This window comes from Henriciella litoralis, from assembly GCF_002088935.1.
GTDB lineage: Bacteria > Pseudomonadota > Alphaproteobacteria > Caulobacterales > Hyphomonadaceae > Henriciella > Henriciella litoralis.
The window spans coordinates 248,338-261,000 of sequence record NZ_NCSS01000004.1 but is presented as its reverse complement, the minus strand read 5'-3'; the positions used below and the strand labels follow the sequence as shown (position 1 = coordinate 261,000).

Here is a 12,663-nt window from a genome sequence, read left to right as displayed (position 1 = left end):
ATGGCTGACAAGATGGATGTTTCAGAGGCGCTTTCCGGCCTCAGCGGCTGGAAAAAGGCCGATGGCGACACGGACGCGATCTCCAAATCCTACAAGTTTGCAGACTTCATGACCGCGTTTGGCTTTATGAGCGCGATGGCGACGCAGGCCGAGAAGGCGGACCATCACCCTGAATGGTTCAACGTCTATAACAAGGTCGACGTTACGCTGACGACGCATGATGCCGGTGGGGTCACATTGAAAGATGTCGATCTGGCGACCAAGATGGACAAGCTGGCCGCGAAACTCGGCTAGGCGCTCATTTTCTGGATCAGCGTGTCCAGATCATCGAGCATCTTCATCTCTTCATTGTCTCTCTGGACCGCAATGCCAGGACCGGCCTCGGAGAGGCAACGCGACAGGACCGTGACGAGCTGGCGCTCATCTATGGGCTTGGAGACATAGTCCGACATCCCCATACCAATATAGCGCTCACGGTCGCCCGCCATCGCATCGGCTGTCAGCGCGATCACCGGCATGACCTCAAACCGGCCGCCCATCTGGCGGAGTTTGCGGAAGGTTTCGGGGCCGTCCATTTCCGGCATGTGAATATCGAGAAGCACCACATCGACGTGCTGGTTGCGCAAGATTTCGAGCGCTTCATTTCCGCCTGCAGCTTCGACAACCTTCAAGCCGACAGGTTCGATGAAGAGGCGCGCCACGCGGCGATTGATACGGTTGTCATCAATCACGAGCGCCGTCTTGCCGCGGAAGTCCACGACGCGTTCGTCCCGCGATTTGGTGACCAGTTGTGGCTCAAAGCCAGCCGAGCGCGGGGCCTCTTCGGATTCCACGCGGCCAACTTCGAAGGTCAGCGTGAAGATCGAGCCCTTGTCGGGACGGCTGACGACGGAAACGTCGCCGCCCATCAGCTTGGCGAGCTGACGGGTGATCGCAAGGCCAAGCCCGCTGCCGCCATACATGCGTGTCGTCGAGCGATCAGCCTGCTGGAACTTCTCGAACAGGCAGGCGACCTGTTCTTCTGTCATACCGATCCCTGTATCGGAGACATGGATCTTGACGCGCAGACGGTCCTCCGTCGGCCCATCCTCGCATGTGGCCGCGATGATGACGCCGCCGCTGCTGGTGAATTTGAGGGCATTGGACACCAGATTGTCGATGCACTGACGCAGACGAACCGGGTCAAACTCCATGAGCGAGGGCACGGACTTGTCGACAATCACCCGCAGGAAAAGACCTTTCTCATCAGCCTTGCCGCGGTAAAAGCGTTCGGTCCGCTTCAGCTTGTGGCGGAAATCATCGACGATTGGCGCGATTTCCAGCTTGCCGGCTTCGATCTTGGAGAGGTCGAGAATGTCGTTGAGCAAGGTCATCAGCGATTTTGAGCAATCGAGTATCGCATCGACCATTTCGCGCTCATCGGCGCCGATATTGCGGGAGGTTAGCGCCTGGGCCATGCCCAGAATTCCGTTCAGGGGGGTGCGGATTTCGTGGCTCATCGACGCCAGAAACTCCGACTTTGCCTCATTCGCCGCCTGGGCCTCACGCTTGGCGTGGCGAAGCTCGCGCTCTTTTCGGCGCATGCTGGTGATATCCGTACTGATCGAAATCACATTACCGTCGGGCAGGAGGGAGAAGGTCGCCTTCAGGACTTGCCCATTCGCCGTCTGGACATCCATGGTGCCGTAGGACCGGATCAATTCGACGAGTTTTTTCGCATAGGCTTCGACGTCAAACTCACCAATCGCGTCAGCGATTTTTGCTGTGCTGTTGAACATCGAGGTTTCAAGTGAATAGCCAAGTTCAAGGCAGCGATAGAATTCCGGGAAATGGCTTTTGGCCGTGTCATTTACGTAGAGAAGCTCAAAGTCCGGACCGTGAAGCGCGAAGCCATTATCGACATGCGAAACCGCATCGAGCATCTGGTCGAGTGTTAGATTGAGTTGTTTTCTTTGTGGCACGGTTTCCTCCCGTGGAGCCAATTGGTGCGACCGTGAGAGAAATTCGTTTAAATTTCCTTCAGTGCGCTGAGTTGGGCGCGGCATCGACGCAAGCTTGACGTGCGGGCTCGTAGCTGGAACTGACGGGTTTGAAAAAAAAACATCCGGAGGAAATGGATATGGGCCGCGTTTCAGGAAAAATGGCATTGATTACCGGCGGGGCGCAGGGCCTTGGCGAGGCGACGGCCTGGATGCTGGCGCGCGAGGGCGCCAAAGTCACCGTCACGGACATCAACGGAGACGGCGCGACAAAGGTCGCCGCTGCGATCAATAGTGAACTGGGCGAGGGCACCGCTTTTGCCTGGCAGCATGATGTGACCGACGCCGAGCGGTGGCAAAGCGTGCTGAAAGAGGCCCATGACGCGATGGGCGGGCTGAACATCCTCGTCAACAATGCCGGCATCGGCTCGCTTGGCTCTGTCGAGGACGAAAATTACGAGATGTTCCGCAAGGTGCAGAACATTGACGTCGATTCGATCTTCCATGGCTGTAAGTATGCGATCCCGCTGATGCGTCCGCACGGGCTCGGCTCGATCATCAATATCTCGTCCATCGCGGGCATCATCGCGAGCGGAAATTACATCTCCTACAACACCGCCAAGGCGGCTGTGCGGCACATGTCGAAGTCCATCGCGCTGCATTGCGCGAAGTCCACGCAAGGGCAGATCCGCTGTAACTCTGTGCATCCGGTCTTCATCAATACGCCGATCCTAGACCGCACCAAGGAGATGTTCGGCGAGGAGCAGGCGCTGGCCAAGCTCGGCCGTCAGATCCCGCTCGGCAAGGTGGGGGAACCGGACGATATCGCTTATGCGGTGCTTTATCTTGCGTCTGACGAGAGCAAGCTGGTCACCGGTATCGAGCTCAAGGTCGATGGCGGCATTTCTGCGATGTAAGCCGGGAACGAGGGGTGTGAAGATGGAATCAGCAAGATCGGTTGTTGTTGGGGCAGTGAGCCTCGTGGCGTTGGCGGCCTGTTGCAATGTGCCGCCTGAAGGCCAGCAGCAGGCGGCAATCGCGGCAGCGGACGAGGCGGACGTCTTCTCCGTTGCGGACGGTGTGGACTGCCCGGAAATGGGGCCGGGCGGCTATGTGTTCTGGATGGAGCCGCGCGCTGTTCAACCTGGCGATACGGTCGATCTGGTGCCCTACTTTACCGAGATGCCGGGGGCTTTCGAGCGGCTACCAGGCGCCTGTGTTTCAGTGGAAGAGACGATCGGGGGCGAGTATCTGACGCTGTCTCGGCGGGAAGATGGCACGCTGAGGGCGGTCGTTTCCGAGGATGTCGAGCCGGGCGTGAATATGCGGATCGACACGCTGTATGCTGGCGAGCATCCGATTGCGGCCCGTCTGGAAACCTATACGCCAGCTGCCAATCCGCTGGTCGGTCGGTGGAAGCAGGACGGGTCTGACTGTCCGGCGGAAAGCGCTGTGCGCGAGCTCATTTTCTCGGCGGGCGGGGACATCAGCGTCACCTGGACCCCGTTTGAATCCTACAAGGATTATTGGGGCGACTATACCTATGACGTCGCCACCGGCGCGTTCAGCTTTACGCCCAAGTCCGGCAACCAGATCCCTGAAGATATGGTTCAGAGCGGGACGGCGACGGTCGATGGTGACCGGCTTGTGCTGGAGACGGCTTTCCTCGGCACACCGAGCCAGGCGTCCGGCCCGTGCCTCGGGGATTTTACGCGCTAGAGGTTCCAGATTCTGCTTGGCAGACGATAGTTGTTCATGATATGTTCCATGCTCCAAAACAAGGGTGGAGATGGACATGATTGGATACGTAACTGTCGGGACGAATGATCTGGAGAAGGCTGCGGTCTTCTATGATGCGATTGCCGAAGAGATGGGTACGCCGCGCATGATGGAGTTTGACACCTTCATCGCATGGGGCACGCCCGGCGGCGCAGCCGGGATCGCGGCCACAAAGCCATTTGATGAAAAGCCAGCCACCGTCGGCAATGGCACCATGGTCGCCCTGCAGGCGAAAGATCGCGCGCAGGTCGACAAGATTTACAAGATTGCTCTAGCGAATGGCGGCAGTGATGAAGGCGCGCCCGGCCCGCGCGGTGATGATGGCTTCTATGCCGGCTATTTCCGTGACCCGGATGGCAACAAGTTGAACGCCTTCACCACCGGATAGAGCCGATTTCTAGTCGTGGATGGGGCGGATGTAGCGCAGCAGGTTTCCGCGGGCCAGATAGGTTAGCTCCAGCGTGCTGTCGGTCACATCGTTGACGGAATAGCAGAGTGCGTCGTCGCCGGTGCCAATCTCGATCAGTGTCAGCCCGTCTACGGCAGGCGCATCGGGACAGGTGTCGACGACGGCAAGCGGCTCCATCTCGATATCCTGGCCCTCATAGGTGATGGCGGCCTGGTCGCCGTCTACCAGCATGCCGGCTTGAAGGTCATCCACAGAGGCCCATTCGCCCTGCAGGCGATCAATCACGGACGCCTCGGCGGAAGCTGTTTCCGTTTCAGCAGGCGCTGTCTCTGTTGTGGCGGGCGTTGCTTCTGTTGCAGCGGGTGCTGTCTCTGTTGAAGCTGGCGTGTCGGGGGCGTCAGCACCGCCGCATGCGGCAAGGGCAAGGACCAGAAGCGAAGCGGAAGTCGTGCGAATAAAGGGCATGGGGGGTCTCCAGTGAAGCCGTAATGTAAGAGGCTGAAGGGTGCGCTGAAAGTGCCGTCGAGCAGGGGCAGGACGGTTTTTTATCAGCTGTCGCGCTTGGAACGGAGGTTGCCATAGACGCGATAGAGTAGCAGGGCGAGGATCATCCCGGCGCTCACGAAAAGCGGCAGACGGTGCTCGATCGAATAAAGCACCGCGCCGAGCATTGGCCCGAAGATAAAGCCGGTCGGCGGCGCAGCCGACAGGAGCGCCGCGGCAGCCCCCTGTTCATGACGCTCAACCGACAGGCTGCCGAGCGCGTTGGCAGCGGGCACGGCAAGCGCTGCGCCAACGCCCACGACCGTGAACGCTGCGCAGAGCGCGTAGAAGGATTGCAACTGGGCCGCAGCGATATAGCCGACGATGACACATATGAGCCCAATGGGCAGAATGCGTGACGGGTCTGGCTTACGCGGCTGAACATAGCCGAACTGGACGATGATCAGCGAGATCGACATGGCCGCGAATACGATGCCGGTCGCCTCCACCGCGTCCTTGCCGGACAGGCCGAACCGGTCAGCGATGAGGAAGGCGAGCGTTTGCTGAATGGCACCAATGGCAACGAAATAGGCAAACAGGAAGGCGAGATGCGGGAAGATCCGCATATCCCTGACACGCAGCGGCGTCGCGCGTTGCGAGGTGCGGTTGCCTCTCGACTTCGGCAGGGAAAAGGCGATCACCAGACCGGCAATGGCGCAAACGATGATAGAGCCCCAGAGCGGCACCAGGCGGCCAAAATTGGCGAGGACGCTCGCGCCTGCCGGCCCGAGAATTGACCCAAGCCCCATCGCGGCGCCGAGCATGCCGAGACCGCCCGCCCGCGTCAGCGGCGTCGTAGCATCGGTCATCGCGGCCATGGAGGCAGGCTGCAGCCCGGGTGCAAGCAGGCCGAAGAATATCCGGACAAAGACGAGCAGCAGGAAGCTCGATATCCCTGTCACCACGCCGACGAGCGCGGCTTCCAGCGCGAACAGGAAGATCATGTTCGTGCTCGCCATCGCGAAAAGGGAGAAGACCATGATGCGCTTTCGGCCGAACCGGTCGGCCCAACGCCCCCATTGCGGGATCATCAGGGCATAGATGGCCGCCGACAGCACAAGAATGCCGGCCACCTGAATTTCCGTGAGGCCAGCTTCGCGGGCAAGCGGCGAAACGACGACGAAGTTGATCGTCATCCCGGCACCCATGGCAACGCTGCCAAAGGCGATCGCGATTTTCTGAAGGCCTGAGAGCGGGCGTAGTGGCTGCTCTGTATCGGCGGTCTGTTGCATTTGCCCGTCTCCCTGATCCTGAAACTTCAAGGGTTTTGCAGGCGCCCGCAAGGCAAACCTTGGGGAAAGTGTGGTTTCCCTCGCCGATAAGGTGTGCGCATCTCGCATGTTGCGAAACGCCAGCGAAATGACGTAGTCAGTCCGAAACCGATGGAGACCGATCTTGCAAGAATTTCTCTGGGCTATTTTTCAGTATTTCATCGCGCCGATACTGACGCTGATCTTCTTTGTTCTGCTCGCTTATGTGGTGATGAGCTGGTTGTTCACGTTCAATGTTCTGTCGCCTTACGGCCCGCGGGCCCGGCAGATTTATGGCATGCTCGAATCCATCCTTGAGCCGATGTTACGGCCGATCCGGCGCATTGTGCCGCCGCTGGGCCAGCTAGACCTCTCCGTGCTCATCCTTGCTTTGCTGATCCTGTTCCTGCGGGACTTCCTGATCCCGAGGCTGATTATCGCCCTGCCAGCCTGATGCGGGTGACGGTTCGCGTCACACCGAATGCCTCAGCCGACCGGGTTGAGGGCAGGGGTGAAGATGATGCGGGACGGGCTTTCCTGAAATTACGCGTGCGGTCCGTGCCGGAAAAGGGCAAGGCGAATGCCGCCGCAGAGAAACTGTTGGCGCGCGCGTTGAAGCTTCCAAAATCTGCCGTCAAGGTGGTGACGGGTCAGACGAGCCGCATTAAGGGCGTCGACATCGACACAGAACCCGGCAGCGCAGCTGCGCGCCAGATCGAGGAGTGGATGGAGCATGGCTGAACGGATCGATGGTAAACAGGTCGCAGCGGATGTCCGCGCGAACGTCGCTAAAGCGGTGTCAGCTTTGCCGGGCCAGCCCGTGCTTGCGGTTGTGCTGGTCGGCGAAGACCCGGCCAGCCAGGTTTACGTGCGCAACAAGGTCAAGCAGACCGAAGAGACCGGCATGCGGTCTCTGCATCACCGTCTGCCTGCCGATGCGAGCCAGAGCGATGTCGAGACCCTGATCAGCCAGCTGAACGCCGATGATGACGTTGATGGCATCCTGCTGCAGCTACCCTTGCCGAAAGGCCTCGATGAGCAGAGCGCCATCGAATGCATTGATCCGGCAAAGGATGTGGACGGCCTGACCGAGGCGAGCGCCGGGCGTCTGGTTCTGGGCAAGGACGGTTTGCGGCCGTGTACGCCGACAGGATGTGTCATCCTCGCCAAGAGCGCGCTGGGCGATAACCTCTCGGGCAAGCATGTTGTCGTGATCGGCCGGTCAATCCTGGTCGGCAAGCCAGCGGCGCTGCTGTTCCTGGCAGAGAACTGCACCGTGACGATTGCCCATTCACGCACCGCAGACCTGCCTGCGCTTTGCCGCACCGCAGATATTCTCGTGCCCGCTGTTGGCCGACCGCAAATGGTCAAGGGCGACTGGGTGAAGCCGGGCGCGGTGGTGATTGATGTCGGGATCAACCGGATCGATGCGCCAGAACGCGGCGAAGGCAAGACGCGGCTTGTGGGCGATGCTGACTTTGCGGATTGCGAAGCCCATGCTGGACATATCACACCAGTGCCGGGCGGGGTTGGCCCGATGACGATTGCCTGCCTGCTGCGCAACACGGTGATTGCCGCCTGCTACCGCCGTGGCTGGAGCGTGCCGGACGGTCTCTAGGCCGCTTTTTCGCGACCGGCTGGACCCGTCTGCGACCTTGTGCGTTCAGAATGAAACGACAAGGAGACCCCGATGAAACTGCCTCAGACATTTCTCGGCTGGGCCGGGCTGGTGTTCCTGCTGACGATTGTGGCGGTTGCCGTGATGGTGGCCGCGAGTATCGCTTTTGTCTTTGTCGCCGGGGTCGCCCTGCTCGGCAGCGTGATCGCACTTGTCTTGTTGATCGCTACGCGGGGCGACGACGGTGATTAAACGTCTGCTGGCTTCGCGACGATAATGATGATCACAGCCAGAATGAAGGCGCCTGAATAGAGCGCTGCGCGGGGCCAGGCGCCGCGGCGGGCGGCGGCGCTCGCAGCCAGCAGGTTCTGAAGGGCGTAATAGGCCACAAAGGCGCGCGAGGCGTGGGCGATAATCTCGAAGATATCGAAGGACCAGGTCATCACGATGGCGACGCCTGCGGTGACGAGATAGGCGGGCTTGACCGGAATGCGTCCGCCAGAGGCTTCGGCGATCAAGCCGCCGGCGCCATTGGTGTCGGCAATTGCAGCCGATGACTGCGAGGCGAGCGCTGCCGCGATGAGCAAGGGCGTCAACGCAACTCCGAGCGGGGCCAGCATGTCGATGATCGCTGTCTCGGCGCCATCGCCGGTGAGCGAGCCGGTGAAATACGGCATGAACAGGAAAATGAAGCTGATATAGATGCCGGTCGAAATCCATTGCGCGCGGCGCATGGTGCGCACACGCGTTTCCGGGTCATACTTGTCGCCGAGATAGCGGGAGGTTTCGAACCCCTGCACCAGCACTACGAGGCCGAGAATCGTGCGGATTTCGTCCCAGCCGCCTTTGGCCGGAATGGTGTGGACCGGCGGTGTCCCCTGCATCCACGTATAGGCTGAGGTGATCACCAGCGTGGTGAGAAGGCCACCGATGACCGCAAGTTTCAGGCCGACGGTCCCGACTTCAAGGCTTTCGAGGGCCTTCAGTCCGCCAAAGGCACCAACGGCCCCAATGGTGGCGATGGCGCAGGTCGAGACAATGCGAATGGTCTCAGGGTCGGTCGTGCCGAAGAGGCGAAGCCCGAAGGCGGCAAACAGGTTGAGGTAATAGGCGACCGAGATGAAATAGGCGGCGGCAAGGACATAGTCTGCCACGCCATTGACCACTGATTGCAGCTTCGTTCGCGTCGCGCGCATCTCGATATGCATGATGTTCTCACGCACCGCAGAGCCGAACACATAGGACAGAAGGCAAAGCCCGGTCATCGCGACCCAGGCGGCGCTCCCCGACGCATGATAAAGGACTGGGCCCGCAATCAGAAAGCCCGAGCCAACGATCGAGGCGAGCGGCGTCACCGTCGCGCGCCAGAAGGGCGACTTGAGCATGGAGGGGCGAAAGAGGACGCCAGCGAAAGCGAGCGACGCGACAATCAGGATGATATTCGTTGGCATGCTGGAAACTGCCTCTGCGCCCATTGAAATGCGCCTGTAGCTGAAACGCTTTGCGCTGCGCAAGCATTCGCGTAAGTCCTGCCGGGATGAGTTATCGCGGTCCGCTTTTCAGTCGAAGCCATTTCGAGCAGTTGTGGGATAGCCAGAATGGCTGCTGTGCCCTCTGCGGCAAGCCGATGCCAAAGGGCCGCTTCCATGTCGCGCATGCCAGTATCTGGAAACGGGAGCGGCCGACCTTCGATCATATTATTCCACGCGCTGCAGGCGGGCCGGACAGGGTAGACAATCTTCAGCTCGCGCATGCCAATTGCAACAAGCGCAAGGGCAAGTCTCAGACAGGTTCGCTTGGCCGGGATGCGACATAGGCAGCGCCGCAAAGGATGAGGCCGAGCGCCAGTGCCATCCAGCCCCATCGGCCCCATAGCAGGAAGCCGGAGATGCCGCTGGCGATGGTCATGCCGACGAGTGCGCCTGTCTTGGACGTTCGCGACAGCGTGCCTCTCTCGATGAATTGCTGGATAGGGGGCCCGAGTTTCGGGCGCGCATAGATCCAGTCGCGCATGGCGGGGCTGGAGCGGGCAAAGCAGAGGGCGGCGACAATCCAAAAGACGGTCGTTGGCCAGACCGGCAGGAAGATACCGATCGCGCCAAGCGCAAGAAACAGGAAGCCGAGCAGTCGGGCAATCATCTTGCGCGGGCCTTCCTTGCCGGTGAAACAATTGAGGCCATAGCATAAAAAGGAGGACGGCCTATCCGGCAAGTGCCGGGCGGGCCGTCCTCTTGTCTTTTCGCCGACTGGCAGACGCGCCTATTCAGCGGCAACCTGCGGCGTGTCTTCGGTCACTGGCGCGGCGTTCGGCTTGTAGCCACCTTCGGCTTTCACCTTTTCCCACGCCTTGCGGACACCGGCTTCATAGTCCGGATGGACTTTCTTGAATTCTGCCAGCTGACGCTCGCAGATAACTTCAGGGACGCTGCCCCAAGTCCCGGCGATGTTCATGAAAAGGCGCTCTTTCTCGTCATCTTCGAGGACTTTCTCGAACAGGACACGGACCTGGCTGTAGTCATCATGGCCGACGCGGTGATTGTAGCGGTCAGCATCGCCATTGATGCGCAGCGGGGGCTCTTGCGCGGCGGGGACTTCCTTTGGCCCGTTGAACGAGTTCGGCTCGTAATAGGCGTTCGGATTGCCGGTCGCGATGCCGCCATACGTGTTCATCTCGCCGTCCAGATGGTAATGATGGACCGGGCATTTCGGGCGGTTCACCGGGATCTGGTCATAATGGGTGCCGAGACGGTAGCGGTGCGCGTCGGCATAGGCGAAGATACGCGCCTGCAGCATTTTGTCTGGCGACCATGAGATGCCGGGCACGATGTTCGACGGCGAGAAGGCGGCCGTTTCGATCTCGGCGAAATAGTTTTCCGCATTCCGGTTCAGCTCGAAATAGCCGACATCGATGGGCGGATAGTCGGCATGCGGCCAGACCTTGGTGAGGTCAAACGGATTGAAGTCGCAGGTCTCGGCTTCAAGCTCAGGCATGATCTGGATCTGCATCTTCCAGCGGGGGAAGTCGCCCTCCTCGATCGTGTTGTAGAGCGCTTCCTGATAGCCTTCGCGCGTCTTGCCAGTCACTTCCTCGGCTTCAGCATTGGTATAATGCTTGTGGCCTTGCTCTGTCTTGAAGTGGAATTTGACCCAGAAGCGTTCGCCATCATCATTCCAGAGCGAGAAGGTGTGAGAGCCATAGCCGTTCATGTGCATTGGATCGATCGGCAGGCCGCGGTCCGACATCAGGATGGTGACCTGATGCAGCGTTTCCGGGCTGAGGGACCAGAAGTCCCACATGGCCGTAGGGGAGCGCAGGTTCGTTTTCGGATTACGCTTCTGTGTGTGGATGAAGTCCGGGAATTTGTAGGCGTCGCGCACGAAGAAGACCGGCGTATTGTTGCCAACCAGATCCCAATTGCCTTCTTCGGTGTAGAATTTCATCGCGAAGCCGCGCACGTCGCGCTCATGGTCGGCGGCGCCGCGTTCGCCTGCCACGGTCGAGAAGCGCGCGATCATCGGGGTGCGGCTGCCGGGCTGAAGGACTTTGGCCTTGGTGTATTTCGAAATGTCTTCGGTGATGACCAGCTCACCATGCGCGCCCCAGCCATTGGCGTGCACCGTGCGCTCTGGAATGCGCTCACGGTTCTGGTGCGCGAGCTTCTCGAGCAGCTGATAGTCCTGCATGAGAAGGGGGCCGCGCTCGCCGGCGCTGATTGAGTCCTGATTGTTCGGCCATGGCGCGCCAGACGTCGTGGTGAATTTTTTGGGGGTCTTGTCGTCGCTCATGGGGAAGGCCTCTTGCTTGTATGAAGCAAGTACAACGCGCGCCTGAGGCGGTGTTTCCCGATGAATGATTGTGGGCGAGGTTAATTCGCCGACAGGTTAGGCGAGCGCGCCCGCGCAGGCCGCGGCGCTGGCCCACGCCCACTGGAAATTATAGCCCCCCAGCCAACCGGTGACGTCGACACATTCGCCGATGAAATAGAGGCCGGGAACGGTCTTGCTTTCCATGGATTTCGACGAGAGGCCATCTGTGTCCACACCGCCTGCTGTGACCTCAGCTGTGCGCCAGCCTTCGGTGCCGGTCGGGACGATCTTCCAGTGGCCGAGCGCGTCGGCGATGGCGGTGATGTCCTGTTTGGAGAGGTTTGCGAGCTGTTTGGTAGCCGGGATGGATGGCCATGCAGCGATCTGCTGGGCAAGGCGGGCCGGGAAGAGGCCGCCGAGCCAGGTCGAGAGCGCCTGCTTCGGTGCGGCGGCTTTCGCATCTGCCAGAAGATCTGCAACCGACTGGCCGGGTAGAAGGTCGATCTCGACCGCTTCGGTTTCCCGCCAATAGGACGAGACCTGAAGCATGGCCGGGCCGGAAAGGCCGCGATGGGTAAACAGCATCGCCTCATGAAAGTCTGGACCGCGCTCTGCCTTGGCATCGACGGGGCAGGCGACGCCGGAGAGGTCTGCGAAGCTTTCCTTGAGTTGGCCGGAGAAGGTGAACGGGACAAGCGCCGGGCGGGTCGGTACGATCGCATGATCGAACTGGCGGGCAAGGTCATAGGCAAATGCGCTTGCGCCCATCTTTGGAATGGAGAGCCCGCCCGTCGCAACGACGAGATTGCGGGCGGTGTAGGCCCCGGCGGAGGTTTCGACGACGAACTGGCTGTCGGCATGTGTCACGGCACCGATTGTGGTCGAGAGGGTGAGCGTGCCGCCAGCGGCTTCAAATTCGTCCATGAGGAGTTTGATGATCGCACCGCTGCGCTGGTCGCAGAAGAGCTGCCCGAGCGTCTTTTCGGTCCAGGTAAGGCCGTGACGCGCAACACGGTCGCAGAAATCCCACGGCGTGTAGCGGGCCAAAGCGGACTTGGCGAAATGCGGGTTCTCGCAAATGAAATTGGCGGGCCTGGTGTGGATGTTTGTGAAGTTGCAACGGCCACCGCCGGAAATGCGGACTTTTTCTGCAGGTTTGGCGGCATGATCGAGCACCTGCACGGACTGGCCGCGCTCACCTGCGCGGGCGCCGCAGAAGAGGCCTGCCGCGCCAGCACCGAGAATTATCGTGTCGAAAGTCCGGGTCAGGGGCCAAAT

The 12,663-nt window shown here is 60.4% G+C and carries 16 protein-coding genes; 9 read left to right on the top strand and 7 right to left on the bottom strand.

Features of this window, described 5'->3' with window-relative positions; translation table 11 throughout:
- Positions 1 to 294, top strand: a complete 294-nt coding sequence (locus tag B8783_RS01250; RefSeq protein ID WP_084417959.1) for a 4a-hydroxytetrahydrobiopterin dehydratase — start codon at positions 1 to 3, stop codon at positions 292 to 294.
- Here the strand turns inward: B8783_RS01250 and B8783_RS01245 are convergent.
- The gene (locus tag B8783_RS01245; RefSeq protein WP_169711671.1) at positions 291 to 1,961 is read right to left on the bottom strand and encodes a response regulator; all 1,671 of its coding nucleotides are present in this window, start codon (positions 1,959 to 1,961) and stop codon (positions 291 to 293) included. The two genes, B8783_RS01250 and B8783_RS01245, sit on opposite strands and share 4 nt — an antisense overlap.
- Before the next feature lie 158 nt (positions 1,962 to 2,119).
- Between B8783_RS01245 and B8783_RS01240 the strand changes: the two genes are divergently transcribed.
- The 3 genes from B8783_RS01240 to B8783_RS01230 all read left to right on the top strand — a co-directional run bounded on the left by B8783_RS01240 (position 2,120) and on the right by B8783_RS01230 (position 4,146).
- Positions 2,120 to 2,896: an SDR family oxidoreductase gene (locus B8783_RS01240; protein ID WP_084418326.1), complete on the top strand. Its 777-nt coding sequence runs from the start codon at positions 2,120 to 2,122 to the stop codon at positions 2,894 to 2,896.
- A gap of 22 nt (positions 2,897 to 2,918) precedes the next feature.
- Positions 2,919 to 3,698 (top strand): hypothetical protein, encoded by a 780-nt coding sequence (locus B8783_RS01235; RefSeq protein ID WP_139792191.1) that lies wholly within the window; start codon positions 2,919 to 2,921, stop codon positions 3,696 to 3,698.
- 76 nt (positions 3,699 to 3,774) lie between these two features.
- Positions 3,775 to 4,146 (top strand): VOC family protein, encoded by a 372-nt coding sequence (locus tag B8783_RS01230; RefSeq protein WP_084418325.1) that lies wholly within the window; start codon positions 3,775 to 3,777, stop codon positions 4,144 to 4,146.
- A gap of 9 nt (positions 4,147 to 4,155) precedes the next feature.
- Here B8783_RS01230 and B8783_RS01225 read toward each other — a convergent pair whose 3' ends face one another.
- Both B8783_RS01225 and B8783_RS01220 read right to left on the bottom strand, forming a co-directional pair.
- Positions 4,156 to 4,632 carry a hypothetical protein gene (locus tag B8783_RS01225; protein ID WP_084417956.1) on the bottom strand — a complete coding sequence of 159 codons (477 nt, stop codon included), beginning with the start codon at positions 4,630 to 4,632 and terminating at the stop codon, positions 4,156 to 4,158.
- An 83-nt stretch (positions 4,633 to 4,715) separates the two neighbouring features.
- Complete coding sequence (locus B8783_RS01220) at positions 4,716 to 5,942, bottom strand: MFS transporter (RefSeq protein ID WP_084417955.1); 1,227 nt, start codon at positions 5,940 to 5,942, stop codon at positions 4,716 to 4,718.
- Positions 5,943 to 6,105: 163 nt separating this feature from the next.
- Here B8783_RS01220 and B8783_RS01215 point away from each other — a divergent pair, with 163 nt between their 5' ends.
- The 4 genes from B8783_RS01215 to B8783_RS01200 all read left to right on the top strand — a co-directional run bounded on the left by B8783_RS01215 (position 6,106) and on the right by B8783_RS01200 (position 7,830).
- Positions 6,106 to 6,414 carry a YggT family protein gene (locus B8783_RS01215; protein ID WP_084417954.1) on the top strand — a complete coding sequence of 103 codons (309 nt, stop codon included), beginning with the start codon at positions 6,106 to 6,108 and terminating at the stop codon, positions 6,412 to 6,414.
- The gene (locus B8783_RS01210; RefSeq protein WP_084417953.1) at positions 6,414 to 6,701 is read left to right on the top strand and encodes a DUF167 domain-containing protein; all 288 of its coding nucleotides are present in this window, start codon (positions 6,414 to 6,416) and stop codon (positions 6,699 to 6,701) included. Before B8783_RS01215 ends, B8783_RS01210 begins: the two co-directional genes overlap by 1 nt.
- The gene (folD, locus tag B8783_RS01205) at positions 6,694 to 7,578 is read left to right on the top strand and encodes a bifunctional methylenetetrahydrofolate dehydrogenase/methenyltetrahydrofolate cyclohydrolase FolD (protein WP_084417952.1); all 885 of its coding nucleotides are present in this window, start codon (positions 6,694 to 6,696) and stop codon (positions 7,576 to 7,578) included. The genes B8783_RS01210 and folD overlap by 8 nt, the downstream gene beginning before the upstream one ends.
- A gap of 72 nt (positions 7,579 to 7,650) precedes the next feature.
- Positions 7,651 to 7,830, top strand: coding sequence for a hypothetical protein (locus B8783_RS01200; protein ID WP_084417951.1), 180 nt, complete (start codon positions 7,651 to 7,653; stop codon positions 7,828 to 7,830).
- On the opposite strand, the gene B8783_RS01195 is transcribed toward B8783_RS01200, so the two are convergent.
- Entirely contained in the window at positions 7,827 to 9,029 is a 1,203-nt protein-coding gene (locus B8783_RS01195) for a hypothetical protein (protein WP_139792190.1), read from the bottom strand. The two genes, B8783_RS01200 and B8783_RS01195, sit on opposite strands and share 4 nt — an antisense overlap.
- A gap of 86 nt (positions 9,030 to 9,115) precedes the next feature.
- Between B8783_RS01195 and B8783_RS01190 the strand changes: the two genes are divergently transcribed.
- Positions 9,116 to 9,394, top strand: a complete 279-nt coding sequence (locus B8783_RS01190; protein ID WP_084417949.1) for an HNH endonuclease — start codon at positions 9,116 to 9,118, stop codon at positions 9,392 to 9,394.
- On the opposite strand, the gene B8783_RS01185 is transcribed toward B8783_RS01190, so the two are convergent.
- The 3 genes from B8783_RS01185 to B8783_RS01175 all read right to left on the bottom strand — a co-directional run bounded on the left by B8783_RS01185 (position 9,361) and on the right by B8783_RS01175 (position 12,654).
- Complete coding sequence (locus B8783_RS01185) at positions 9,361 to 9,717, bottom strand: YbaN family protein (protein ID WP_084417948.1); 357 nt, start codon at positions 9,715 to 9,717, stop codon at positions 9,361 to 9,363. The two genes, B8783_RS01190 and B8783_RS01185, sit on opposite strands and share 34 nt — an antisense overlap.
- A gap of 120 nt (positions 9,718 to 9,837) precedes the next feature.
- Positions 9,838 to 11,364, bottom strand: coding sequence for a catalase (locus B8783_RS01180; protein ID WP_084417947.1), 1,527 nt, complete (start codon positions 11,362 to 11,364; stop codon positions 9,838 to 9,840).
- Positions 11,365 to 11,460: 96 nt separating this feature from the next.
- Entirely contained in the window at positions 11,461 to 12,654 is a 1,194-nt protein-coding gene (locus B8783_RS01175; RefSeq protein WP_084417946.1) for a BaiN/RdsA family NAD(P)/FAD-dependent oxidoreductase, read from the bottom strand.
- Positions 12,655 to 12,663: the final 9 nt, after the last annotated feature.

Bases quoted from the DNA above. Each gene is read 5' to 3' on its own strand.
- B8783_RS01250 (WP_084417959.1), top strand. From the start codon at position 1: ATGGCTGACAAGATGGATGTTTCAGAGGCGCTTTCCGGCCTCAGCGGC.
- B8783_RS01240 (WP_084418326.1), top strand. From the start codon at position 2,120: ATGGGCCGCGTTTCAGGAAAAATGGCATTGATTACCGGCGGGGCGCAG.
- B8783_RS01235 (WP_139792191.1), top strand. From the start codon at position 2,919: ATGGAATCAGCAAGATCGGTTGTTGTTGGGGCAGTGAGCCTCGTGGCG.
- B8783_RS01230 (WP_084418325.1), top strand. From the start codon at position 3,775: ATGATTGGATACGTAACTGTCGGGACGAATGATCTGGAGAAGGCTGCG.
- B8783_RS01225 (WP_084417956.1), bottom strand. From the start codon at position 4,632: ATGCCCTTTATTCGCACGACTTCCGCTTCGCTTCTGGTCCTTGCCCTT.
- B8783_RS01220 (WP_084417955.1), bottom strand. From the start codon at position 5,942: ATGCAACAGACCGCCGATACAGAGCAGCCACTACGCCCGCTCTCAGGC.
- B8783_RS01210 (WP_084417953.1), top strand. From the start codon at position 6,414: ATGCGGGTGACGGTTCGCGTCACACCGAATGCCTCAGCCGACCGGGTT.
- folD (WP_084417952.1), top strand. From the start codon at position 6,694: ATGGCTGAACGGATCGATGGTAAACAGGTCGCAGCGGATGTCCGCGCG.
- B8783_RS01200 (WP_084417951.1), top strand. From the start codon at position 7,651: ATGAAACTGCCTCAGACATTTCTCGGCTGGGCCGGGCTGGTGTTCCTG.
- B8783_RS01195 (WP_139792190.1), bottom strand. From the start codon at position 9,029: ATGCCAACGAATATCATCCTGATTGTCGCGTCGCTCGCTTTCGCTGGC.
- B8783_RS01190 (WP_084417949.1), top strand. From the start codon at position 9,116: ATGAGTTATCGCGGTCCGCTTTTCAGTCGAAGCCATTTCGAGCAGTTG.
- B8783_RS01185 (WP_084417948.1), bottom strand. From the start codon at position 9,717: ATGATTGCCCGACTGCTCGGCTTCCTGTTTCTTGCGCTTGGCGCGATC.
- B8783_RS01180 (WP_084417947.1), bottom strand. From the start codon at position 11,364: ATGAGCGACGACAAGACCCCCAAAAAATTCACCACGACGTCTGGCGCG.